Here is a 26,064-nt window from a genome sequence, read left to right as displayed (position 1 = left end):
TTTCATTTGATAAAAGCAAATAAAAGAATCGGGAATTGAGAGTCAGGAATCAAGAGTTAAGAATCAAGAGTCAAGAATCAAGATGGGATTGGGGGGATAAAAGATTAAAGAGTAAAAATTGGTGGTTTATTTTTGATAATCAGTAACTTGTATTGGTGTTTTAATCGCGCTAAATGTCGAAAAAGCTCCTGTCTTGGTTCTTGACTCTTGATTCTTGACTCTCATTCAAAAAACTTATATTATTTTTGAATGGTTAATTAAATAAATGGCAAAACTATCCACCTCGCGGCAAAAGGCATTAATGCGTAAATACGCCCGAAACGTTAAGTTTTTGATGATGCTGTTCAGCATTAGTCTAATTGTTTTCTTTTTGCCCAAACAGGCAAAATTTAGCTATGAGTACGAAAAGGGGCGCATCTGGAATCAAAAGGACCTGGTATCGCCCTATAACTTTGCTATACTTAAAACCGGGCAGGAAATTGATAATGAAAAGAAAACTGCTTACGAAAGTATAACCCCTATTTACCAGCTTGAGGCAGCCACTGAAGGCCAGCAGATTGAAGGCTTTAAAAACGATCTTGAAATAAAATGGCATAATGCCGGTATTAATGATCGTTTAAAAATAAAATATATTGACGCCGGCACCGCATTGCTAAAAGAGGTGTATGATACGGGTATTTTAAAGCTGAGCGATAAATATTTGGTACACGGCAATAATTACCCGGTTACCATTTTAAACAAAAATGTAGCTACGGATAAAAATACCAATGAGCTGTTCACCAAAGAAAAAGCTTTAACATACTGCGATAAAATACTAACCAAACGCACCGATATTGATAAGGCTTTTATGCTTGATTTGTTGCAGAACAGGATTCAAAGTAATTTAAACTACGATGATAACCTTACCCTGCGCCTGGAAAAGGAGGTTTATGATGGCCTTTCTATAACCCGCGGCATGGTACAAAAAGGGGATGTAATAGTTTATAAAGGATCGGTGATCAATGATGATGTTTATCAAAAATTAGATTCGTACAAAAAAGCTTTTGAGAACAATGCCCGCGTAAACGGTAACCATACACTGGTGCTGGTGGGGCAGTTTTTACTGGTATCCATAGCCATATCATTGCTGATGATATTTCTATACCTTTTCCGTAAGGATATATATGCCGATAACCGTCTTGTGGGTTTAATATTGCTGGTAATTACGGCTATGCTGGCTACTTTATCAGCAGCTATCAAATTTCAGTTCCCTACAAACCTGTATTATATACCTTATTGTATAGTGCCAATCATCATCCGTATTTTGTTTGATACGCGTTTGGCGCTTAATATTCATTTGCTGGTAGTATTAATAGCAGGCTTTTTTGTGCCAAACAGTTTTGAGTTTGCTTATTATGAGATCACGGCCGGCATGGTGTCTATTTACAGTATTAAAAACCTGATACGCCGCGAGCAGTTCCTGATCTCGGCTGCCATTATCATCTTTACTTATTTCGCGGCTTTCCTGGGGATCACCTTTATTAGGGAGGGTACATTCCTGGATATCGACTGGATGGATTTTCTGCCGTTTGTGGTGAGTGTATTGCTTACCCTGCTTGCTTACCCGATGATTTACATATTTGAGAAGATATTCGCGCTTACATCAGATATTACACTCATTGAGCTTACCAATACCAACGCGCCATTATTGCGCGAACTGGCCTTTACTGCTCCCGGCACATTTCAGCACTCGTTACAGGTAGCCAATTTGGCCGAGAACGCCATTTACACCATTGGAGGGAATGCTTTACTGGTAAGGGCAGGGGCACTGTATCATGATATTGGTAAAATGGAAAATCCGCTGTTTTTTATAGAGAACCAAAGCTCGGGTTTTAACCCGCATGATAAGTTGCCTTATGAGGAAAGTGCCCAGGTAATTATAAGGCACGTGAGCAAAGGGATTGAGATGGCCCGCAAAGCCAACCTGCCCGAGGTGATTATTGATTTTATCCGCACCCACCATGGTAATACCCGTGTCGACTATTTTTATCAGTCGTCATTGAAGAATTTTCCCGAAAAATTCATCAATGAGAACATTTTTAGGTACCCCGGACCGATTCCTTTTTCAAAAGAAGCAGGTGTTTTGATGCTTGCCGACTCGGTTGAGGCCGCTTCGCGTTCATTAAAAGAGCCCGATGAAGAATCAATAAGTGTTTTGGTTGATAGGATAGTAAAATACAAGCTGGATCAGAATCAGTTGAAAGACAGTAATATAACTTTGAAAGATATTGAAACTATTAAAACTATTTTTAAGCGAATGTTGATGAGTATCTATCATGTGAGAATAGATTACTAGAAAATGAATTTTTTTTTTGACGGGAAAGTTGATTTGCTATATTTGCAGTCCCGGAAAAAGGGGAACATATTAAAAAAACACGGAGAGGTGCCTGAGAGGCCGAAAGGATCAGTTTGCTAAACTGACGTACTGGAAACGGTACCGAGGGTTCGAATCCCTCCTTCTCCGCAACATGTAACGAAACCCGGCATTAGCTGGGTTTTGTTGTTTTATAACATGGGACAGATGATATCGCCATGCTCTCTAAATCTCCTTATCCATTTCAAAGGGGTGCCGGCAATAGCGCGGACAACGCTGAAATCTATATAATAATATTAGCGGTTCCAGACAGTGAATTTTTTGTGATCAGTAGGTGAAGAGATTTTCTTTTTCTATTTTAGGATCAACCCTTATGTGGTGTATTTTATGGAGAAAATAAAAAATACGATTCCTTACTATACGGAAATAAACGATTTTCTGGCCTCTATTCCATGGCCCGGCCGAACAACTGATCCAGACTTTTACTGTTTGAGGTTAAAGCCACTCGATCAGGGCCAGCAGATATACCGGCCACCTTTTAAACGTTCATTTTATTTTTTCGCCCTGCTATTCAATTCCGGTAAGATCGAAGTTAACTATGGCGATCAAACCATTAATGATCCTGATTCCTATCTCGTCTTTCATTCGCCCAATCTCGTGTATAGCTTTGCTCATAACAATGCGTTGGAGGGTTATGTTATTTATTTTAAGCCAGAATGCTTTTCATTCTTCAAACCAGACTTTCACCAGCAATTTCCCCTTTTTGATATATTACATACCAACCTGTTTAAGTTTGATCACGCCACATTTAAACGATTAGCGCCGCATTTTGAAACTGTATTTACCACTTATGAAAGGTCGGCCAAAACACAATATATTGAAGCAAGGGTAAAGTTGCTCGGTTTGCTCTACTACTTGGAGGACTTTGCGTTGGAAAAGAAAAAGGATATTCGCCTGGCTACAACCCGACAAATCTTGTTGCGTAAATTTATTCAGTTAATTGATAACCACTATATTAATAAGCGCACCGTGCAGGAATATGCTGATATGCTTTCGGTTACCGCTAATTATCTCTCCCAATCTGTCAAACATGCTTCGGGAAAAAATGCACTTACTTTTATTGCTGAACGTTTGGCCACCGAAGCCCGATCGCTCATTCAATACACCGATTTTGAGGTAGCCGAGATTGCCTATCAGCTCAACTTTTCAGACCCTGCTAATTTTGGCAAATTCTTCAAAAAGCAGGTAGGCTTGTCGCCTACGGAGTTCCGGAAACAACGCAAGTAATTAAATAGACCTGTTTGTCCAAGTTTTAGACCAAATCTAATGCGTTAGATTAAGTTTTTTTGTGCCAGCAAATTAAATATATCCTAAACAATCAGTTTAAAACATGGCAACTAAAGTATTTATCAATCTCCCTGTGATGGACCTGGCTAAGTCTATGGGGTTCTTCCAAAATTTGGGTTTTTCTTTCAATCCTCAATTTACCGATGAGAAGGCGGGATGCATGATTGTGAGCGACAGTATTTTTGTGATGCTGCTTACCGGCACCTATTTCAAATCTTTTATAGATACTGAAGTTTGTGATGCGCATCACTCTACCGAAGTACTTATTGCGCTTGACGCCGCATCAGCAGATAAAGTGAAACAATTTGTCAGCAAAGCCGAATCACTGGGTGGAAAGATATATGCCCAGGCACAAGACCACGGCTGGATGTACCAACACAGTTTTGCCGATCTGGATGGTCACAAATGGGAAAAGGCTTATCTCGATATGAGTCAGTTCTCGCAATCGTAAACAGTTTAAAAATCAAACGTTATGAACTACAATTCAGATGTGGATGCTTACATAGCTAACTCGGAAGATTTTGCAAAACCCATTCTTGAGCACTGGCGCCGACTTATTCATGAAAATTGCCCGGATGCCAAAGAGACGACAAAATGGAGCCTGCCTCATTTTGATTATAAGGGCGATAATATGTGCGTAATGGCATCTTATAAAAATCATTGTTCTTTCACATTCCTGAAGGGCGAACTGATGACCGATCTGCGCCTGAAGGCAAACAAGGACTTAAAGCCGATCCAAAGATTTTTAGGGAAAATTAGCAAAATAGGCGATCTTCCACCGGAAGATGAATTTATAGGTATGCTTAAAGAAGCCCTGCAGTTAAACGAAAATGGAATCAAAATAAAAAGGGACAAGCCGGAATCTGATAAACCCAAGGTACTGGAAACTCCCGATTATTTACTGTCAGCATTTGTTGCTAACCCCAAAGCAAATGAAGTTTTCGAAAGCAAATCCAACTCTTTCCGCAAGGAATATATTGTTTGGATTGCCGATGCCAAAACCGATGAAACACGACAAAAAAGAATAAATGAAGCTTTAGAATGGATAGCTGAAGGAAAAGGCAGGTTTTGGAAGCACAAAAAATAGAGATTTTAAAATACAATCTTGGCTTAAAATTAGGGGAATAAAAACAAGAGCCAGACTAGTCATTTCTTGTTTTTATTTCCTGTGATTTCTTCGATCGTTGTCAGAATTGCAGAAAGGTGTTCTAACCGGCTCCTTTTATCTCCGCAAACATTTTATTAGAACACCAAAAGCCTGCAAATTTTGATTTTCAGGCTTCTTTGTTTCAATAGGTGCGATAATAACACCGGCCATAAGTTAGCAAAGACATTCTGTCTTGATCCCATTCCGGTAAGCTTGACCATATGATTCTGCGCACTTTAGACCATCGAGTTGTGTTGGAATTTTTTGAAATAGCTATTAATTAAGTAAAGCTAGGAAGTTGGCATCAGAACCATTGCCCATTGTTCATTAATAGCCTGAAGTGATTAAAATCTGGTTGAAGATAAGTCTGAGTTTCACAATCAGCATACTGGTTGCGTTTAACCTATCTTGGACCTAAATAATTATCAAATACATGCATTTAATAAAATAAAGTAGAAATATGTGGTCATTAAAGGTTTTAGCCCTGATAAGGTTCCTCATGTTTTTAATATTAAAGTAGTTACCTCTCCCTGTTTTCCTTATCCTATTTTATAATTTAAAGCTATAAAAACATCTTCCAGCACACTTTTATCTAATGCAATGGCATTTGTCCCGGCAAGAAGCGGTATAGTTACCGGAACCTGCAAATTGTTTGTGCTTGTTATAGCAGAAAGTTTTTTAATAGTGAAATCCATACCCTTTATTACATCTATATCGGTTCCTGTATTTTGCGGCAAATCAAATTGGGGGTCTAACGGGACATTGTTGACAATTGTTCCGGCATCGATTGCTACTCCAGGTTTGGGTTTTATAAAAACTTGCCCCAGTGAACCGGCCATCTTAACTATGTTGATGGCTTTATTATCATAATACGGGAAATTATTGAGCCCTAATGATAGGGTGGTTTGCTGCGGATTCCCGGTTGAAGGATTTAATAATTGATAAAAATTATTTGGAAAATCCTGCTTTAAACTTAACAGGCGTACAAATATTTGTTCTTTAGGATTAGTAGAATCCAGCATATTGCTCGTAACAGAATCTTTAGCTATTTTCTGAAAATCCAATCCGCCATCACGTGCGGCGTATTTCAAATGGAATATCGCATCTGAAATTGTACTGTAATCAAATTGGCTGAAAGCGGAGGATAATTGAAGGTACCAGGAACTTATAACACCAGCATTTTCAAACGGAAGATATCTTTCATCTCTGAAATTTACATCAAATAACCCGCTGTCATTTTGACCATGGCTTAAGGCTATGGATTGTGTCACAATACTACTATCGTCACTAAACCGTGTATCTGATCCGGCAACCCTACCATAAGGTAAGGCGGACGAAGGATCAATCCGAACAGAACTCCTGGTAAGCGTTAGCGTACAACTTAGTGTTGTATAAGGGCCTGTAATGCATGGAATAGTAACGCTCAAAGATTTTATTCTGCGGAAATAATGACCGGGATAATCTACGTCAAAAACTTCTTCCGGCAAATCAATCATACACTCGCCGGTTTGTTTAAATGTCAACAATGCCAGAGGATCTAATTGGGCTATAGATATATGTTTGGTCAGTTCGAATTCCCTTACATTCTTTTCATAATAGGAGTCTTCCATTTGCTTTAGGTCAAACGCAAGCTTTTCTGCGGCAAATAAACCTTTTTTTAAACTGTCCCAATATCCAAATTTGATAAATGGCAGTGAAGGAGAATTGGAAGTTGGACCTAATTCATATTTATAACAGGCTTCGGCCTTTTTAGAAATATCATATGCCAGCTGATAACTTTGAAAATATACGGAGGAAATTTGTCCAACCATCCAGTCGTAAAGTTCTTGATTCGAAAACTTATTGTGAAGAAAATCATCTATACTGGCAGCATTATCTATTTGTAATTGCTGATTATCCAGGTCTTTTTGCGCTATGGCCAGCTTAATCTGGGCAGAAAGTATGCTGTTATTAGCCGAATCAATTTCAAGTTGAGCCAGTTGCGCCTGGAAATTCCAATCATCTCTGCGCCTGTCATATCCTCCCATCGTGGCTGCCATAGAACCCTGGGCACTGTTTACAGATGCAATGGTGCCTAAATAATTACTCATCAAACTCATCAGGTTATTTAAATTGCTCCCTCCATAGGTTTCTCCATCGGTAGTTGGCACCCCGAGCTTAATGTCCGGAATCTGAGCTAATACACTGCCGATCAGGTTAGTTGCGCCTTGTGCTATTGTTAGTGTAATACCTGTTTTAATAGAGTTTAAATATTGCTGTTCATAGGTGTTTATATAGGGTCTGTTACTATAATATTTTTGCTTATAGGTAGCCATTTCAAGGGCCTTGTTAGCATTGTCAAGCATAATTTGTGCATCGTCCAACTGATTTTGTTTGATCATCAAAACTGCCTGTAATAGCTGTTGTTCCTGTGCCGACCGAAGCAGGGCAATAGCTTCGGCATCCCGTTTTTCAAGTGCCTGCAAAAGAGAGGAGCCAAGCGCTTTTACTTCATTACAAACCTCAAGCGCCTTTTGTTGTATAAAGGTGAAACGATAATTACCAGGTGTGGCCGATGTTGAAATATCATTGAGCAGGCTATTGAGATCAATGCCTGCCGCCGCCGCACGAACAAGCAAAGCAGGGTCAATAGGAGGTTCAAACAAAGGCAAGGTACGTACTATACCCTCGATATTCATACTGTTCCTGATCTTGAACAAGCGATCGGCAACAGTATTCCAATATTGTAAAATATAATCATTGCCTGGTATGCAGAAATAAAACATATCTCCGGCTGAACCGCCGGCGCCGGGTATAGCGCCGGAGCCCGAACCCGATGTACCTGCGGCCGAAGGGGCTATAAAAGTATCAATATTTATTAAGGGGTCGGTAAGGCCGTTCAAACCTGGTGCACCCAATAATTCTCCCACTGTATAGTCTTGATGTGCAGCCCTGGCCGGTATTTTTTGGGGTTTATCACCAAGTATTTTTAAAGCTAATACATACAGATTTGCTGCTTCATTGATTCTTTCTATTGTATCACTCCGGAAAAGATTATCAGCCTTGGCGATTATAATATCCAGATACTTCATTACCACATTTTTCATATAAGCAGTAATACGCAAGCGCCCGATGGCATGCGGCTGAAAAGGATCAGTCATATAAACCTGTATCTGGGCATTAATATCGGCTTCCTTTTTTAGTAATTGTTCTAATGTGTTCATTGCTCCGGTTTGCCCTGCTTCATCCCAAAAGGGCAGAAATTGCCAGAATCTTTGAATAGAGTTATTCTCGCTGTTGGTAGGATTGAATACATATTCCACCCAGTTGCGCGCATCATCAAATTGCTGATTCAGGAATAAGGCATAAGATACCCGCATAGGGATATAAAAGAACAGCTCCCAGTGATATTGGGCATAGGCGTCACCGATGCCGCCTGGCCTGGTCCAGGTAAAACCCACCTCTACATTTCCAGCGGGTAAAGCATTGTCGGGTTCTATTACAGGCGGGAAAACGATGCCGAGATTCGGCGCGTAGTTTGAAAAATTAACTGCATCGGCTTGCCCCTGTACATTACGTTTTAACAGTCCTTTTACTCCATTTTTGTTTGCTTCTTTTATAAATGTTTTTACATAAGGATCATAGAAGGTATGAAATGTAAACCTGTTACGCGTTACAGACCTTACACCTATAACTTTGGCCTTTGATGGTTTTTTTTTCTTTGGGTGTCCCACCTTATGAATAGTCAAATCATTGTTTGCCAATGCGTTTTGATGTGCTAAAAGCACTTTTGGTACATGGGTGGACATGGCCATTTTTACAGGGTACAATTGACTCAGTAGAGTTGCTAACAGTGCGGGAGAAAGCTCGAGTTCATTAGAGTTTACAATATTTGGTGGAAGATATTGCTCTACATAAAATGAATTTACTGCATCCTGATACATAAAGGGTCCGCTGAATTGGGTCGGCTCATCTGATGGTGGTACCAGCTTGAAAATTCCATTCGGTGTTTGATCAAAAAGGGTCAGGGATGTTGCTGAAGCCACTCCCGGGTTACGTGTCGTTCCAGGGGCAATTTCTAAAATATCGTTATTTGAACGCTCCGTATACATCATATTCATGAGGTCGGTGTTGGACGGAGAATCATGAACATAATTTGCCGAAGTTATTGTTTGATAATAAAGTATATTGAGGGCGTTGGTATAGGGTTTGGCTTGATCCGTCAATAATTGCGGATCATCATTTAATGTTTGAAAAACAAATTCATAAAAATATTCATGATCCTGGGTTTCCACTAATATGTGGAGTTTGTCATTATCTAAATGCGCCCTTATTGACGTTTGTTCCTTGTAAGCATCCATCAGGGAATCATCTATTGGAACTGTAGGGCATGTAAAGAATTGCTTGGATAATTTCTTAGGCGTCCACTTATTATGCTTGAACTCACTCCAGGCTACTTGTATCTGCCAATATTTAGGATTCTGGGTTAATGTACCCCCGCCAGAACCCGGTATTGTTAAAGCACTCTGTTCGGTCTTTTTGGTAAAAAAGAACCAAAACAAACATAATCTACGATTAAAAACGATAGGAACCATGTGATCGCCATCAATATCGATATTCAGCTTAACCCATGGGTTAAACAAACCATTCTCCAATGTGCGGTGAAAAAATTTATGAGGATGGCTGGGTGTACGTCCAAATATATGCCATATATCTGTTGAATCAGGTGTCCCTTGATTTTCTACCTGATGATATAATCCGGTAACTTCCAGCCTGGCTACCTCGTCCAGCTTTTCAAGGTAATTATTGAAAAGATCTTCAATATTATCGGCGGTCAATTCATCTTGTGCAAGCTCCGTTTCCATTTCTTTATAAAATGGAGATTTCAAATCCAGCAATGTATAATCTATCCAGTTTTCAGGATAAAAAAGCACCATCCGGTTAGCTTCCCATACACGATATAAACAGCGCCATTGTTTCCATTCGTTAACATTTTCAAATAAAAGGCTTAACCCGCTTTCAAGGTTAAGCAATACCCTGTCGATAAAAAGCTGCACACTGCATATTGCTTGTTTTATGCGCGACGTGAGATTAATGGGCTTCATTTCCATGTCGGTGAGAAGGCATCCATAAACATCATCGGCGTTTTTCCAGTTGAATCCGGTTGATGCAGGGTCGGGATGCGAAATTAAGTAGGCCAGCAAAGCTTCTCTTTGTTTTTCTCTCAATACATCCCGTAAGGGTTTTGCGATTTTTTTCCATTGTGTATTATTATATTTCACTTTGGCCGCATTTTTTACGGCAGTAGAAGCCGCAACATCAGGCCCCTGTATGAGTGCGGTTATTACATCGGCAGAGCAGCTGACCTTTTTAAGAACTGAAAGACCATTTCTTATCTTTAGAATGATATCGCCGTTTGTATAATCAGCAGGGAATTTGGCATTTAACAGGCCAGGGGAGGCCGGTATCCCGGGCGAAGCGGGATAGCCTATAATTATTTTTACAGCACTGCTGTCCCATCCTGTATTTGCAACCAAACTATCTGTCCAGGCATTTTGATCGGTGGCCGATATCGCAAAATTTAAAATATCAAAAATGTTTCTTTTGGGCGATGTCAACAGGTTGCGAGCCTGTATCAGCTTAACAAGTGTTTCAAATTTATCGAAAATAGCACCTGAGGGTTTCAATGCAGCTCCGGGATAAACAATAGGAGGTATGGTAGTTAAATCGAGGCAGCCCAAATTCGCCGCATTTTTAAGTATATACAACAGCTGGTCATCGGTTAATTTGAGCTGATTAATAACTGCAGCTAACTTGTCTAACTGCATATAATCATCAAAAAGCGAATTGGGAAAAGAATAATTCGCCGGCAATACCGCTATCGCACCGCGCGTTATTGTTTTTGCAGAATTGGGTGCAATAAAATCCGCGACCAGAAAATCAGGATCGAGAAAGTCATCAACCAAAAAACTACCCGCACCAAATTTTTTACTAACCAGTGTCTGACCCATTAAAATATTTGCTGCCGTAGCGCTGATCTTCAATTTTTCTGAAAACTTTTGTATGATGGTATTTCTTAGTTTGTTCAACTGAACCAGGTCCGTATTTAGTTGAACGTTAGCCGTGTCTAACACGACCTGATCTGAGTTGACAGCCTTTGGATCTGGAGAGGCTTTGGCATTTTCGGCATTAAGTTGATTTTGCGCATCCTGTACTGCTTTGGTATCTGCCTTTATCGCGTTGAAGATGTCATTCCCCGATGCCTGCAAAAGGGGTAAAACTGAAGTGAGTAACTGGAGAAGAAAAGTACTTATATCAGCATCCTGTGGAGCTATTGGCGTCTCTACGTCAATAATATGATATAATAAGTAGTTGAGGTGATATACCGAGAAGCCTGATTTAGAAGCTATATCAGTCTTTTGCAGAAATTTGAAGGTGTTGAAGGGGGTATAAATAGCGGGAACAACTGTTATATCGTCGGCAAATGGATCAATCCCTAATAACGATTTTAGTGTGAGGAATTCTTTCATACTATAACCAAGCTGATTGGCAAGGCTTATAAAACGATATAGCACGGAAAGATTATTTATAGTTATCAGTGTGTTTGCGAAGTCGCTTCTTACTTCATTTTTTAAATACTGTATTAGATAATCAAAGTCTGTTTCATTAACCTGGAACGCAGCCAAAATAGTTGGCAAATATTTTGAATCAGTAAGTTCGACCCCAAGAGCAGCAACATCAGCAGGATTTGATGGAAAAGCCGGGCTGCCCGAAATGGTACTATTCACGAAAAGCTGTTGATATAGGGAGGGTATGGGTATATTATTATCCTGGTAATAATCAATATAATTAGTTGTGCCTATCCCACCCCATAAAGCCACGGTTGCATCGACAGGCAAGCGCCATTGCTTGCACAGGTATTCGATCTGCGAAATTCGTAATAAATCAATATCGTTATTAATAACCAGGTCAAGCTCGTACATTTTCCAGCCCAATTTTTTCCATAGGCGGATAAAACGATGTGTGTGTTCGAAAAAAGAAGCTTCTACAGGCTGATCGTAAACAACAGAGGCTGCTACTGGTTCCTGGTATTGACGAAGGCCAAGGTATTGCAATTCACAGGTATCTTGTGAGATGTCATTGTTATCACTATCCTTAAAAATCGTTTGTACAATAGCTATTTTACGGTCAGCCTTAGTTGAATCAATCAAGGGGTTAATAAAATTGCAATTAAGCAAGGCAAGCAGATCAATGTAACTTAGCCCGGTTTGCTGTAGTAAAACATCTATGCGCCCTGTTAGTGCATCATCCCAATTTATGGTATTATCTAAATTGTGTTGTGTGGTGGCGGGGTCAACTAATGGTAAATGGTAATTTACCTGCAAATCAAAGCCATAAAAATTCCAGGTCCCGCCTCCGGGCAAACCTTTAGTGTCCCCGTTAATTATCTTTGCTTCTCCGGGCGATAACAGCAGCCTTTCATAAGCAATAAGGGGGGCTTTAAAAGCATCGTAATTGGTGCCATGGAAAAATACTTTCATTAATTCTTCCCTTTTGATCCCTAAATGCTGCAAATAAACCCTGCTTTCTTCGAGGAAGAAATCAAAAGGCAGCACGTACGGATATACGGCTGTAGTAAGCGGAATATAAGCCTTTGGGTTCAAATGCTCGGGATTAGCAGCAAGCTCTTCAGGCTGCCAAGTTGTTTGATAGCCGGGAGCTACAAATGCGGGATCGGTATGCGCCAAAACATAATTTTCCATCAACTCAATTGCTAAATCCACGTAGGGTAATACAGTGTTTGTATTAGCGCAATTAAGTTCGATAGTTAACAAGTCTGGCCTCCTGTTGGTAAGTGCCGCATAAGCGGCGCCCCCATTTGCATTTTTAAGAAAATTTAAAATATCTGCAAAATAGGCGGCAGCGCTGTAAGCGGATGTACATTCTTCACACGCGCAAGTATCCAAACTGCCAAACATGGTTCGCAAATCAGGGATACTGATGGTATCATTTTCCGCCACTGCTATTTGGCCGCCGCCATTAATTATATTAAAAGGGTCTGGCTGAGGTGTAATTATGGGGTTCAGGTTTTCCCGCATATACAGGTAGAAATTTAAAGTACGCAGGTGGTGCTGTTGAGCCTGTGAATGAACCTGCAGTGCATTTTGAGCTGAACCCAATACGCCGGCATATTTTGATACAAATTCACCGCTGGTTAGCTGCACTATATTTTTGGCAGAACTGATACCATCATTTTTTAAGGTATTGATGGCGTTATAGTCTTTTGTATAAACAAACAGCCGTTGTGCACTCTGCAGATCTGAAATTAAAGCCGCCCGATCCTTAACTCCGTTGAAGTTTAAAGTCTGATCATTGCTTTTTAACCCGAATGTTGGGGTTTTTGTAAGGTCAAAGAACGAATTGTTATTAATAAAATTTACCATGTCTGTCCGCCCAAAAGCGCTTGTTGCAGGAGCATCCTTTGTTAATTGCCCCAGGAATGCCTGGGTGGGGTGCGCCATTGCCATTGTTTGCGCCATGATAGTTGCATAGCTATTTACGCGTGCTGCTTCGGTATCATCCTGTATAAATGGAGGCACAACAGATTTCTCTGCTGATGCTGAAAGTTTAGCTATATAATCAGTCCAGTCCTTTACGTCCCATTGTGCAATACTGAGTATGGAACCGCTTTTGTTAACCTCGTCAAGAAGCGCGCTTGTTACTTCTGGCTGAAAACCCGCTAATGTGGCCAGTTGCAAAGTAGTTTGCAATTTATCAACTGTTGCCTGGCTACCCGTTACATTTTTAAGGTTATTCCAAAAATCTGCAGTAGTTCCCTGTTTGTTAATATAGGCATCCAGGATTTTGGCTTGCATTGTTTCATCAGCTATCGCCAAGTTGATAATATTCCCAACAGAGGCATCTGTACCAGGAATTTTTTCATTGAATGTTTGCCGGCCTGCGAAGCTTTTCCAAGATTGTATGATCGCAGCCACATTTTTCAGGATGTCCGTCGAAATTGCGTTGTCATCTGACGCCTGTTTAAGGAGAGCCGGAATGGCAGTAACATCAATTAAAGTTATACCATCAACAGTACTTGTAACGCCCTCCGTAAAAAAACCATATAACGCCTCGGCAGTTATGCCGGTGGTTATCGCAAGGGTATTGGCTGATAGCCAATTATTTATTTCGTTAATATCAAGCTGCGTTATCCCGGCAATAAAACGAATATCATCATCGCTAAATGGATTGGTCCCGGCCGCCTCCAAATAAGATTGCAATATCTGGCGATATTGCTGAAACAAGGTGAGACCCTTATAATTGTTGTCATCAATTGTGAAATCTTGTGAAATTTTTGAGAGTGGCCTGAAAATCACATCTGACGATGCAAGTACTTTTGAATCCGCATCCAGTACCTGGATAATGATGGCTTCATTATGGAGACTTAGTGTAAAGGACAGGGAGTAATTTCCATCAGCATCGGTTTTTGTTTCCTTTAAGCTTTCACTTGTCTTGAAAAGTTTTTTACTTACCCGGACCCCAATACCCTGAACATTATTGCCATTGGTATGCGTAACATTCCCGGATATTTCAAATCTTGATTGCTTCTGTGCTGGTTTTACCCCCGGCTCATTTATTTCAATGGTCACGTCTATATCTGTTTCCGCGACGTTCCAAAGAATATGATCTTCCGTGCTATGCAGCAATTCACTATCCCTGAGTATTTTAAAATACAGATCAGGCTTCCTGTCGAAAAACAGCTCCTGGAAATATTTCCCGGTAAAGGTTATTTCGAAATAGCCCTCATCGGTCGTTATGCTTTCGCCCACCAGGTCGTCAAAAATCAGATCCTTATCCCATACTTCTACTTTAAGACCCGGGATGGCAGATTGATCAGCTTTACTGATTACTTTGCCTTTTGCTGTGATGATATGCCTTGACATGACGAGATTTTTTTGAGTAGGTGATTTTAACTGATATGGTATTAATGTTTAATTTCCTGTTCCAAATGCTTCGTTTTAAGTTTTTACTTTTGTCGGGATCTTCAAGGGGTCGATCTTAAGTTCGCTGAATATTTTGTTTATATCGGCAATAGTTCTGTCCCTAAGCTTATCGATCTCCGCTGCTTTCTCAAATGGCGTGGCGTTACTGTTCAAAACCTGCTTAATATCCTGCAGGTAACCCGTAATGTTCTCCATCGTAGCTTTCCATTCAGCATTTTTTATTTCACTTATGGCTCTTTTTACATTACGTTCATCATTGAAAGTTGCAAAGTACCCGCTATTTAGGGCCTTCATGGTTTCATCGAGTGCTTCAACGTATTCATCCATATTACAACGCCATGTAAATACTCCTTTAAAGGCGGGACGGTTAAAAACAACGCGGTAAAACTCAAACCTGTCTTTGTCCTTAACCGATGGTTTTTTTAACCAATAAATGATCATTGCGGTTAACACTCCGGCTACCACAGTTCCCAATGTTCCGAATATCAAAGTGCTGTTCATTATTTAGGCTGATTAATTATTATCGTTTCACTTATATATTAACTATGAATCTTTATTCGATAGCCTTACTTTGGACTTTTTGCAATAATCCCCGCGAGGCTTTTTTGCCATTTGCTCTGATCCTCAGGTTTTACCTTTAAACTTTTTTCGCTTTTGGGGTTTTTGGCTTGTTCCACTGCATCAAGAAGATATTTATAATCCATTACTAAGGATTTATTCAAATATTCCTGATCCGATATGAAAGTCATTATGCGCTCAAGATTATATAATTCGATATCCTTATCGTCCTGTTTAGAATCCCTAAGCAAATAAATGGCTGATCCTATTAATAAAGACAAACAAACATCCTTGTGCCGGGAATTATTCCAGTATAGCTCAATTGCTGAAATACCGACATTTCGCTCTTGTGAACCACCGCCAAGATGTTCCAATGCGATAAGGAGTAATTCATCGCTTTTTTGCTGAAATTGCATTTTTGCAGTTATAAATCCTACAAGCCCTCCGGCCAGTGCCCCTAATAGTGTAGCAACTCCTGCGTCCATGTTATTTGTTTTTAGGTTTGTTTGACAATTGTTTTTTCGTTTTTAAATCCCCGTTGATGATGACACCAACCGAAGTTTGTTTACTTAATCTTATTTCCAATACCCCCTCCATCATTTCCGCCTCGCCGTGTTTGGGCACTACACGTATCTCTGGTGTATCCGGCGCCAGGTCGTCGTAATCGGCTGGTAATGTTTTAAATTCAAATATTGGTGGCATAGGTTGTTGTTTTAATTTGTTATTTACTGATTTATAAAACCTTGTTGGTGACAAAACCAACAAGGGCGGAAAATCGAAGATGAGTAGCATGGTTTTTATATATTATTTATTAAAATCCAACAAGGGCGAAAATCTTAAAGTTTTCTATTTCCAGGCTATCGTTGATGTTTTAAAATCAAAAATGGTGGCATATATGTGTTGTTTTATTTGTTATTGGATAGTCTGTAAATCATTGTGTATGGCAATTTCGGCACCTGTGACGTAATCTTATTTGATATTAATGTTGTCGAACCACATTCACTTTATAATTATGTACTTTTAGTAGGTAAGCGTCTTTAAGACGCTGTAGAAAAGTGTATTGTGATCTCCCTAATTTTGCTTCAATCCCTCCAAGAAGCCTACCCGCAAGTCTAACCTCGAGGTCAATAAATCGACGACCAAAAGGTGTAAATTTATGTACCTCCTTTTCAACTGTACGCCCTTCCAATTCCAAAAGGCGGGCAAGTTCATCGCGGAAGGCATTCCCGGCTGCTCTGTTTAATACAACAGGTTCAGGCACATCAACTCCTGCTGCTGCTCCAATAAATCTTACTATTCCAGCTGCTATTACAACACCGGTTGGATGGGCTGCCCCAATACGTATACCGGTTGCCAAATAAAAGTTACTCGTACTTGTTATTACACCAGGTGCCACCAGTGAAGCAGCAGGAAGGAGAACCGATGTAGCAATAAGTCCATACCCTACTTTTATTAAAGTTTCAGTTGACTCAGCATGAACTCGTTGCCGAACTTCTCCAATTTGGTCAGCTTTTCCCCCTTGTTTGGGTACATTTGCTGTAATCCGATTAATTTGCTCAGAAGTTAGGACAGAACGAATTTTTTTAAGTTGATCATCAGTTAAATGAGACTGTAGAATAATTTTCAAATCCGAATTTGCTATGGGGTGGTCTAAATTCACGCTTCGGTTGCCTATTTTTACTATTTCTGTTCTACTCTTTTGAGAGGCAAATGCAACTTCATTTTTACTCCCGTTTTGTTTCAGTGAAATTGTCGAATCAGTCCCCAAAATGTCAATAAATTTTACGGGGTTATCATTAACGTAGATATTTATATTTAGCCCATCAACTATATTTTTAGGATCCGGACTAGCCCACTTCCCCAACCACAGTACATAATACCTGGCATTGTGATACCCAAACCCATTTTCTTCATCCCGCTCCAAACCGGTATATCGATATCGTTTGGCAATAGGGTTTATGACCGGGTTGATGGCCTGGTAAGCCGTGGTGCCATAGGGGTGGTATTCTTCATAAGATATCATCTGGGTCTTCTCATCCAGCTCAAGCGAGGCCGAGCCCAGATGGTTGCTGTACTGGTATCGTATATAGCGCCGGTTTTTATCGGTAGGATCGGTCCTGGTTTTATCGCCGATGGTTTTTGTTTCCACAAGGGCCACCCGGCTTTTGTCGTCCATGATATGTACGGTTTGCCTTTCTACTAAGGGCGTTCCGTCAATATCATAGCTGCGGTAAATCTCATATCCCTGCAAATAAATCCGCTCCTCCTTTATGGGCCCGAGTGTATTAACCTGGTTACTTTGGGCGTAGGTCACCTTACGTACCCGTATCCCCGCCTGATCATACGCGTAAAAGGTAGTTTCGGGCGTACCATTGAGTATGATCGTTTTGGCAGTCGCGTAAAGTTCATCCTTGAAATTCCAATCCATCCGCGATAGATGGGGCATGCCTTTTTTTGCGGCACCTGCACCGGTCACTGTCATATTGCCGTGTATATCATGATCATATTGGATCAGAGCATTGCCGGCAACCTGTGTGGTTAAAAGCCTATTGTTGTTTGTGCCCGGGTTGGCTGACGCGTTGTTATAACTATAATTGCGAATATAGCCGTTGCCATCATCACCCTTGTGATCAAACACCAAAATGTTGCCGACCTTGTCATACGAGAATTTTTGTGTGTAATTGCGCATCGCCACCACATCGCCCGGTTTAGGCAAATTATCGGAGCCAAAAGGAAAATTCCTATAATTCTGGTTCGCACCATTTTCTTGTATTTGATTCTGCCCGATATGTTCTCTTCCTGTCGCTTGTATTAAACGGTATATCGCGTCATAAGTATAATTCATTTCTGGCTTTACAACGCCATTATCAAAATAAACCGGCTTGTGGGCCACATCACTCACCTGGGTAATATTGCCCACAGGGTCATAAGTATAAGTCAGGTCCTGGTAGGTATTGGCCTTATTTTGATCTGTGGTCACCAAGGTTGATAACCTGAACGTTTGAGGCTCATATGCATAGGTCGTAATTGTATTATTGCCATATACAATGCGGCTACGCTGCCCTTTTTCATTGTAATCGATACTAGTTACAAATTTAGTTAAGGTGATATAGGCAGATAAGGCATCAAAGCTTTCATTCGCGGGAGTCATAGCAATACTGCCCTGCGGGTTGAATAGCACACTTTCCAGCAATCCTGCCTGGTTAAATAGATGGTATTGCACAGAATTATCAGGTGTAACCATTTTCCAGGCGCGGTTGAGCGCGTCATAAGCGCTTGACGATATATAGGTAATGGCAGGATCGGGTGTTAGGTCTGACGGAACAATTTCATCATATTTCTTCAATAACTGCCTGGATGTTTGCAGCAGGTTGCCTTTGAAATCGAATGCATCATTGGTTAGTAAACCGGCAGTATCGTTATGCTGGTAAATTTTCCCGCGCAGGTTTTGGTTGGCAGGTGCCGTAGGGGCGTCGCCATAAACCAGTTTGTCAAATACCAAACCGGCCGCCCCACCGATGCTTACCAACGACTGAATAGGCCGCCCTAACTCATCATAAAAAAAACTGAACTGCTGCTGCTTTTCATCCCAGCTATGCAAGGGTTTACCTGCGGCATTATGGAGCATCCACCTGCGGCCCGCATCCATGCCGTTTTGAAATACCTGGTTACCGGCCATATCATAGCTATATTGCATTACCGGGTTACCCATAGCATCTATAATCCTCGATGGGTTGCCCTTTATATCGAATTCGGTAAGGGTATTGTATTTGTCAATGCCCCCGATAATAGCTTTCTTGGTAACGTCATCTACCGAAAAAAACTTGTTTTGCTGTTCTGATAAAAAACTGCGACCAAGTGTATCCAGGTAAACAGTGGTTGGGGTACCGGCAATAATAGCCGCTAACCACGCGGCTCTCGTTGGTGCGTCTGTAGGCTCAACATCAGTTATTGCAGGCGAGTGGCGGTCAATATACCATTGGTTAGCAAGTTCAGTTACGGTATCAACCTGGTCATAAGCTATCTGCATCCATGGATCAAACTCAACACGTGAAAAAGTACCGTCAGGGAAATCCGTCCTGACTACGCGGTCCAGCGGGTCATAATGAATAATTGGCGAAACACCTGTTTGCACAATGTCTGATTCGTCTTCAAAATCCGGTTTACTGCTAAAGAAAGGTTCATATTGTTTAACCGGGTTACCCTTATTATTTAAAATAACCCGGCCAGTACCGATCCAACGGGGCGCTGCGGCGAGGGTTTCCGGCTTGGCCTGTACCTTTTGCATGATTTCCCTGCCGCTTCCGTCCGAATAGGAATAGGACATCTGCATCCTGTTCCGTGGTGTTTGATCCGGGAAATAGTGGGTTTCATAAGCGGTAACCTTAACGTAGTTTGCATTTGGCTTATAATTAAAAGTATTCAGGTCGGCTTTATTGATAAAATTAGGCGTGGTTATCTGTTTGTACCAGTTATCAAGCGTATAGGACATCTCCATTCCAGGATGGTCGCCAATACTAGGTTCATCCGTACCGTTATCAAAATTATCGCCTTCGTTAACGCCCTTTTTACCCATGGCAAATGTTTTTATTACCATTCCTAATTCATCATACCGGGCGGCACTTCGGTTACCATTCATATCCGTTATCAGCAGGGGCGATAACGTGCGAAAGTTAAATTGATCAGTTGATGTCACATTTTGCTTTGCATCTGTTATTTTGGTTATATAAAGGTGAAAAGGCATGTCATATTCAATATTGGTGTCCTGGTTAAAAGCGTCGGTGTATTTGACCGGCAAGAAAAAATTGCCAGCATCATAACCCGTAAAACCAGAGTGCAACCAATAATAATCAAAAGGCGCCCCTTCAATGGTAATCTTGTCTTTGTTATACGCGCCCTGGGGATCTTTTAAATTGGTAAGATCGGTGCCGGTAAGATTCGTTTTTACACCGGCAAGCTCAACCGGAGAGATTTTACCCACCAGCAAACTATCGAGCATATTGTCGTTAAAGGCTGCTTTGAATTGCTGATGCAGTAGCCCCTTAGACTGAGCAATACCAAAGCCGAATACCACTAAGGTATCATCGCTCAAATAACTTGACCTCGTAATTTCAATTATCCTTTTGCACGTAGCGGCAGCCGGCTGATTATAATCGATCACAGCCGCAGCTTCGCAGCCTGTTTTTAGTTCATCTATGCCGATGTAAGCAGTCAACGGCACCTTAAGAGTTACTTCAAATTTTACAACGGATGCAGGCAACGGCGCCCGATAGTCAAAATCGGCCTGTATATCATTGGTGAATGAATTTTGGATATAAACTACATGTCCCTGAGATTGCTCAGCAAAAGGGGCCGGGGTTATTTGTCTTGGATAAACCACATCTGCAGAGGATAATACATTGCCATAATCATCTATTTCAAAAATAAATGACTGCTGCGTTCTCGGGTCCTGGGGATTGCGCTCGTAATGATAAGTAATGTTTTCACTCTCGTGGATAAGGAAAATACCGTATTTGTTGCCTCCCTGTGGTTGCAGCAGGTCGACCAGGCAATTATGCTGCTCTGCTATATAAGGGTCTCCCGGTTTGTTATTGGCATCAAGCACGCAAACTTCCTTGCGGAGCATGAAACCTTTGCACGCACGAAATGCCTGCCGGTATTCATCAGCGTTCATCCCCGCCGGCAAAACTGGCTCTGGCAGTATCTTCTCAGGTGCGAAAGTGTTTTTAAAGTATTCATCAGCAAATTGACTAAGAATATTATCGCCCTTTAAAATTGCACCCGTGTGAAACCAGGTTCTTGTCAGTATTGGTGGCTGGTCCAGGTCATTTTCTTTAACATTATTTGGAACGCCATTGTCAACAACATACCCGGCTATTGTTTCTGAGTCAATCTGATCCACCCTTGCAAAGCCCCTGAATTCGCGTTCGGCATGGTCATAGTAGCCGTGATGGTAAGAGTATGTACTTACAAAGCGTGTTTTACGTATTCGATCGTACGTGGTAACAGATGAAACACAATATACCGGAAAATGCAGTTTAGTAACCCAGGGAGTTAAAGCAAGTTTATCCTCTACATAAAATCGGGTGGAAGGTGTGTAAACCAAAAATGTCTCTTTACCGAGATTATTCCTGTAAGCCGTCATGATATGCGGCTTTTGACTATTCATTAGGTCAATATAGCGCAAGGGCGCATTTGTATCATTGGGGAGATCGCTGTTCCATACAATACAGATTAGTCCGGTACCTAATATGTCCGTAGCGCTGATCTTTGTATGGCGATTTATTTGGGGAAAAGGGTCAATGATTGTTGGGTTTTCAGTAAAGCTATTGCCCTGGCGGTTAAGCCATATCGAAAAACTATCCCGGCCCAGATAAATAATATCTGAAGTTCCTGAGCCGTCTACATCCGCCAGCTTAATATATTGAGGGTTAAATCGGTCTTCATAATCAAAAACCGGGGCATTGTCCATTGCCACTTTTGCACCAAATTTGCCAAAACCCAGGTTAGGCCAGTAGCATACATCACTATTGCGGATCCTCACAATATCCGTTAAACCGTCACCGCTCATATCCGCCAGAAAAATGCTTTGTGTGGAATCGGCGAAAATAATGGCAGGCCCCTTTTCTTCGTCATATATTCTGGTAATGATATTTGAAGAATCATACCCCATTTTACCTCCGGAAGGGTACCATCTGAATACGTTATCTTCCGTAATTAAAATATCCGCAAGCCCGTCACCATTCAGGTCCAATTGTCGGGTATTAGGATCGCCGAAATCAATATTGGGGATTGACTTAAAAGCCACAAATGGTTCCCACTCATTATCATCATTTAATTCAAAGAAACCTTTGGGTTCGCTTTGCCAATTTACTACCTGTTTCAGCCCGTCAGCTTCCAGTTCTGTTAATTGCAATTGACGGTTTAGTCCGTTAAATGACGGTTTTGGCATTACAGGATTTGCTGGGGTGAAATTACCTCCGCCCAGGTTCTTTTTATAAAACCAGCCAGCACCTTGCTCTGTAAGAATGCCAGAAAGGCCTTCGCTATACAAGTCTGTAAACTCATAGTTATTGCCATAAATACCAGCGGGCGCATTGATCAATGCATCTTGCGAAATAGTATTTATTTGGTTATTCCAGGCATATTCCTGGTAATCGAAACTAAATGGAGGAAAAGTTTTCAGGGAGTAAGTTCCATCATCCTGCTGGGTATAGCCCTTTAAAGTAGCTGCCTTTAAAAATGTAAAACTATCCATACCATTGTCGTCATACTCAAAATCGAGCGATTTTACGAGGGCAGAACCATTCTTAAATTTATCGAAACGATGATAAAGTAAAACACGGTGACATAACCTGCAGGTTCGTATCTCAAAGCCTGAACGATAGGATGAAAAAGCATCCTTCCTGAAAGGCCATTTCGATGGTTGTATTTCTTCGAATGGAATATTATTTTTATCGTTTTCACCGTAATCAAAGAGCGTTTCAAACATGAACTGGCTTGTTGCCGGAAAGTTTTTGTCTGTGTTGTTATGTGGCGTTTTGTTGCCGGTGTATAACCTTTTTAAATAAATATTTGAAAGAGCAGTATTGCCATTCAGCCTATTGTAGTTGTGCGGCGTTATAGGTATTTCTGTGCCATTTTCCTTTTTGTATTCGTATAGTGCACAATTACCTTTATCATCATAAGTAAATTCGGGGAACCATTCAAAAATCTTAAGGTCATCGCGCGGATCAGCTATCCTACAGGTGGCGGTGTATCCAAATATTGTGGTAATATTGTCTTTTGAAATTACCCTCCAATGGATATAGCCGGATGAGGCCTCAGTCCATCTTTCTATACGTGAAAACAATCCCTCTAATCGGGGCTTATATCTTCTGATAAGGAAATTTTTATCAGGGGAGGGGAACTCATTAACAATAAAATTGCCTTTGCCGTCTTTGACCCAATTTCCCTTAATATCTTTTTGATATTCTGCAACCAGGTCCTCTGCCTCAGAGATGGTGAATGTGTCAGAGTCAATAGCATCATCATATTGGGGTAGTCCTTTCTCAGTCTTTCTGCGAATGGAGGAAAGGCCAAGCGACCAACCAAGGCCAAAAGTGCCATTACCCGAGCCTGAATTGTAGGACAAAGTTAAGGAAGGCATAAATCCCCTCGCACCTGAGATAGGGATGGGTAAGCTGAATGAGGATGTTCCATTTACGGCATTTACTGAAAATTTTTCGTCAATACCTTTGATTGCTCCGCCGCCTTTAGGCAATGAAACAGTGGGCACTTCAATGCTGAATTGTTTAGCAATGGAATTACTTTTCTGTTCAATCCCATTTTTATTTCTGCTCGTGGCGTTAACATTTTCTTGTTTACTATTATCCATAACAAGCTTTGTTAAATCATATTAACAATTTATTATTAGCAGGATATTGTTAGCTGAAATTCAGCAGTAACAGATGTAAATGAAAATTATTTTATAAAAGGAATTAATGTAGAAGCTTTTCGATTGTGATGGATTAGGTAGCAATAAATTACAATATTCTGATATCGAGAGCTATCCCTCTTGAATTTAGAAAAACATGTAAAGCATCGGATATGAAATGTTGTTTGAAGTTAAATATTATTTTTTTAATATTATCAAACTTTTGTCTAAAAAATGTGCTGAGATTTTGAAAAAATCAAAACTTGGAAATAAAGTATTCTGAATCCTTTGGTTGATAAGAATTTCACATTTACTTTTAAAATCGATTAGTAAATTTGAACATCAGATTTTGCTGAAATTAATCGAATTTGAAAGGGGCTTATACGAGACCCATCTTGGAGAAACTATCATTAAAGAGAAATAAAGCTGATTTTGCCACTGTGTACAAATTCCTCCCTCTCCGCCTTTGCATACAATAGCCTGCTAAAGCATCGATTCTTAGCAGGCTATTTCTTTTTGAACTATTTTCTATTCATAAATAACTTATATAAATTCAATATAAATATTTGAAAATGGTTTGGTTATGAAGTTTTGCAAGTTCGAGTCCCTTCTTCATGTAAAGTAATACACGGTTTGGTTAGTTATTGTAATCAATACCAATTACCACTAAACTTCTCTTCATTATACCGCGAAAAAAAATGTAAATTTATTTGCGCAACTTAAAAGTTGCATATATATTTGCAACCGGAAGGTTGCTTAATTAATAATCAAGAATGAAACAAGATATATTCCAGGCCATATCAGATCCAACACGCAGGGCTATTTTAACGTTAATCGCTATCCAGGCATTAACACCAAATGCAATGGCGGAAAAATTTGATATGACCCGCCAGGCAGTATCAAAACATATTAAAGTACTGCACGAATGTGAATTAATTAAACCTGAGCATAGTGGCAGGGAGATTTATTATCACTTTAATGCGAAAAAAATGCAGGAGTTTGATCATTGGTTGGCCCAATTCAGGCAAAACTGGGAAACCCAATTTAATCAACTTGACAAATTATTAACAACAATTAAAGAACAGAAGTAATGAACAACGATTTGCTATTTGATTTTAACGTTGACAAAACCGCGAAAACGGTTTATATAACCAGGGAGTTTAATGCCGGCCAATCTTTAGTATGGGATGCCTTTACCAAAGCCGAACTACTGGACCAATGGGGGGCACCTGCACCTATGCGCGCCAAAACCAAGTATATGAATTTTGAAGTAGGCGGGCGGCGATTTTACGCAATGATAAGCCCCGACGGGCAGGAGCGTTGGTCGGTGCAGGAATTTACTTCCATTACCCCGAAAACTAATTTTAAGATGTACAACGCGTTTGCTGATAAAGACGAAAATTGTGAACTGCCTGGTTCTGAATGGGATTACAATTTCAGCGAACAAAATGGCATAACCAAAGTGAACATTACCATTTTTAATGAATCGTTTGAGCGATTGGAGAAATTATTGGAGGGCTTCAAAATAGGCTTCACCATGACCTTAAAAAACCTGGAAGATCTGTTGGCCACTTTATCGCAGAAATTATAAACAGAAAATTAAAACCTAAAAAATAAAATTATGAGAACAATCAATCCATGGATTAACTTCAACGGAAATGCCGAAGAAGCATTCACTTTTTACAGATCAGTTTTTGGCGGAGAATTCACAAAGATTATTCGTTTCAAAGACATGGCAGGCATGGATTTTCAGGTGCCGGAAAATGAGGCAAACAAACTCATGCACATTGCTTTGCCTATTGGTAAACAGAATGTATTAATAGCCAATGACGTTCCCGAATTTATGGGACGGGTAAACGAAAGCGAAAACAGGTCTAAAATAGCAGTGGCTGCCGAAAGCCGTGAAGAAGCAGACAAAATATTTAACGGACTATCGGCAGGCGGAGATGTTGAAGGGCCCATTGGTGACAGTCCCTGGGGTACATATGCCGGAATGTTTAGAGACAAATATGGAATTGAATGGATTGTGGAATTTGACCCCAATTATAACGGGCAAGTTTAACCGAAGAAAAAAGCGGCTCTTTGCATGGTGCCGAATCCTTCCGCATCCGCAACGGTTTAATTATAACACCAAAAGCCTGCAAATTTTGATTTGCAGGCTTTTTTGTTTCCATAAGGTCACCCAACTGATAAAACCGCACAGTGGTTGTAACGTTTTCGAACGATACTGTTCATTGTAATTATGTAAAAAGTTGATTAT

Annotated in this window: 12 protein-coding genes and 1 tRNA gene; 8 read left to right on the top strand and 5 right to left on the bottom strand. The window is 40.5% G+C overall.

Going from position 1 to position 26,064, the window contains the following annotated elements:
• Positions 1–265 precede the first annotated feature (265 nt).
• The 5 genes from AC1D0K_RS22195 to AC1D0K_RS22175 all read left to right on the top strand — a co-directional run bounded on the left by AC1D0K_RS22195 (position 266) and on the right by AC1D0K_RS22175 (position 4,787).
• Entirely contained in the window at positions 266–2,335 is a 2,070-nt protein-coding gene (locus tag AC1D0K_RS22195) for an HD family phosphohydrolase (protein WP_477431681.1), read from the top strand.
• Positions 2,336–2,416: 81 nt separating this feature from the next.
• Positions 2,417–2,503: transfer RNA gene (locus AC1D0K_RS22190), tRNA-Ser, on the top strand.
• A 237-nt stretch (positions 2,504–2,740) separates the two neighbouring features.
• A complete protein-coding gene (locus AC1D0K_RS22185) occupies positions 2,741–3,640 on the top strand; it encodes a helix-turn-helix domain-containing protein (RefSeq protein WP_477396814.1) in 900 nt (299 codons plus the stop codon).
• A gap of 103 nt (positions 3,641–3,743) precedes the next feature.
• Positions 3,744–4,151 (top strand): VOC family protein, encoded by a 408-nt coding sequence (locus AC1D0K_RS22180; protein WP_477396812.1) that lies wholly within the window; start codon positions 3,744–3,746, stop codon positions 4,149–4,151.
• Between the two features lie 21 nt (positions 4,152–4,172).
• Positions 4,173–4,787, top strand: a complete 615-nt coding sequence (locus AC1D0K_RS22175) for a YdeI/OmpD-associated family protein (protein ID WP_477396810.1) — start codon at positions 4,173–4,175, stop codon at positions 4,785–4,787.
• A gap of 599 nt (positions 4,788–5,386) precedes the next feature.
• Here the strand turns inward: AC1D0K_RS22175 and AC1D0K_RS22170 are convergent.
• The 5 genes from AC1D0K_RS22170 to AC1D0K_RS22150 form a co-directional block, all read right to left on the bottom strand.
• A complete protein-coding gene (locus tag AC1D0K_RS22170) occupies positions 5,387–14,770 on the bottom strand; it encodes a Tc toxin subunit A-related protein (protein ID WP_477463102.1) in 9,384 nt (3,127 codons plus the stop codon).
• Positions 14,771–14,845: 75 nt separating this feature from the next.
• Positions 14,846–15,331 carry a hypothetical protein gene (locus tag AC1D0K_RS22165; protein WP_295720783.1) on the bottom strand — a complete coding sequence of 162 codons (486 nt, stop codon included), beginning with the start codon at positions 15,329–15,331 and terminating at the stop codon, positions 14,846–14,848.
• Between the two features lie 65 nt (positions 15,332–15,396).
• Positions 15,397–15,804, bottom strand: a complete 408-nt coding sequence (locus AC1D0K_RS22160) for a hypothetical protein (protein ID WP_477442400.1) — start codon at positions 15,802–15,804, stop codon at positions 15,397–15,399.
• Positions 15,805–15,874: 70 nt separating this feature from the next.
• Entirely contained in the window at positions 15,875–16,090 is a 216-nt protein-coding gene (locus AC1D0K_RS22155; protein WP_477399049.1) for a hypothetical protein, read from the bottom strand.
• 277 nt (positions 16,091–16,367) lie between these two features.
• Complete coding sequence (locus tag AC1D0K_RS22150) at positions 16,368–23,765, bottom strand: SpvB/TcaC N-terminal domain-containing protein (RefSeq protein WP_477399047.1); 7,398 nt, start codon at positions 23,763–23,765, stop codon at positions 16,368–16,370.
• A gap of 812 nt (positions 23,766–24,577) precedes the next feature.
• Between AC1D0K_RS22150 and AC1D0K_RS22145 the strand changes: the two genes are divergently transcribed.
• Genes AC1D0K_RS22145 through AC1D0K_RS22135 form a run of 3 tightly spaced genes read left to right on the top strand, consistent with a single transcriptional unit; the run spans position 24,578 to position 25,866 of the window.
• A complete protein-coding gene (locus AC1D0K_RS22145; protein ID WP_295720786.1) occupies positions 24,578–24,895 on the top strand; it encodes an ArsR/SmtB family transcription factor in 318 nt (105 codons plus the stop codon).
• Positions 24,895–25,395: an SRPBCC family protein gene (locus tag AC1D0K_RS22140; protein WP_477396146.1), complete on the top strand. Its 501-nt coding sequence runs from the start codon at positions 24,895–24,897 to the stop codon at positions 25,393–25,395. Before AC1D0K_RS22145 ends, AC1D0K_RS22140 begins: the two co-directional genes overlap by 1 nt.
• Before the next feature lie 30 nt (positions 25,396–25,425).
• Complete coding sequence (locus AC1D0K_RS22135; RefSeq protein ID WP_477396148.1) at positions 25,426–25,866, top strand: VOC family protein; 441 nt, start codon at positions 25,426–25,428, stop codon at positions 25,864–25,866.
• Positions 25,867–26,064: the final 198 nt, after the last annotated feature.

This window comes from Mucilaginibacter sp. P1_A3, assembly GCF_056406855.1.
This window is presented reverse-complemented; position numbering and strand designations above follow the sequence as displayed.

Excerpts from the sequence above, each read along its gene's own strand:
- AC1D0K_RS22195 (WP_477431681.1), top strand. The coding sequence starts at position 266 with ATGGCAAAACTATCCACCTCGCGGCAAAAGGCATTAATGCGTAAATAC.
- AC1D0K_RS22185 (WP_477396814.1), top strand. The coding sequence starts at position 2,741 with ATGGAGAAAATAAAAAATACGATTCCTTACTATACGGAAATAAACGAT.
- AC1D0K_RS22180 (WP_477396812.1), top strand. The coding sequence starts at position 3,744 with ATGGCAACTAAAGTATTTATCAATCTCCCTGTGATGGACCTGGCTAAG.
- AC1D0K_RS22175 (WP_477396810.1), top strand. The coding sequence starts at position 4,173 with ATGAACTACAATTCAGATGTGGATGCTTACATAGCTAACTCGGAAGAT.
- AC1D0K_RS22170 (WP_477463102.1), bottom strand. The coding sequence starts at position 14,770 with ATGTCAAGGCATATCATCACAGCAAAAGGCAAAGTAATCAGTAAAGCT.
- AC1D0K_RS22165 (WP_295720783.1), bottom strand. The coding sequence starts at position 15,331 with ATGAACAGCACTTTGATATTCGGAACATTGGGAACTGTGGTAGCCGGA.
- AC1D0K_RS22160 (WP_477442400.1), bottom strand. The coding sequence starts at position 15,804 with ATGCAATTTCAGCAAAAAAGCGATGAATTACTCCTTATCGCATTGGAA.
- AC1D0K_RS22155 (WP_477399049.1), bottom strand. The coding sequence starts at position 16,090 with ATGCCACCAATATTTGAATTTAAAACATTACCAGCCGATTACGACGAC.
- AC1D0K_RS22150 (WP_477399047.1), bottom strand. The coding sequence starts at position 23,765 with ATGGATAATAGTAAACAAGAAAATGTTAACGCCACGAGCAGAAATAAA.
- AC1D0K_RS22145 (WP_295720786.1), top strand. The coding sequence starts at position 24,578 with ATGAAACAAGATATATTCCAGGCCATATCAGATCCAACACGCAGGGCT.
- AC1D0K_RS22140 (WP_477396146.1), top strand. The coding sequence starts at position 24,895 with ATGAACAACGATTTGCTATTTGATTTTAACGTTGACAAAACCGCGAAA.
- AC1D0K_RS22135 (WP_477396148.1), top strand. The coding sequence starts at position 25,426 with ATGAGAACAATCAATCCATGGATTAACTTCAACGGAAATGCCGAAGAA.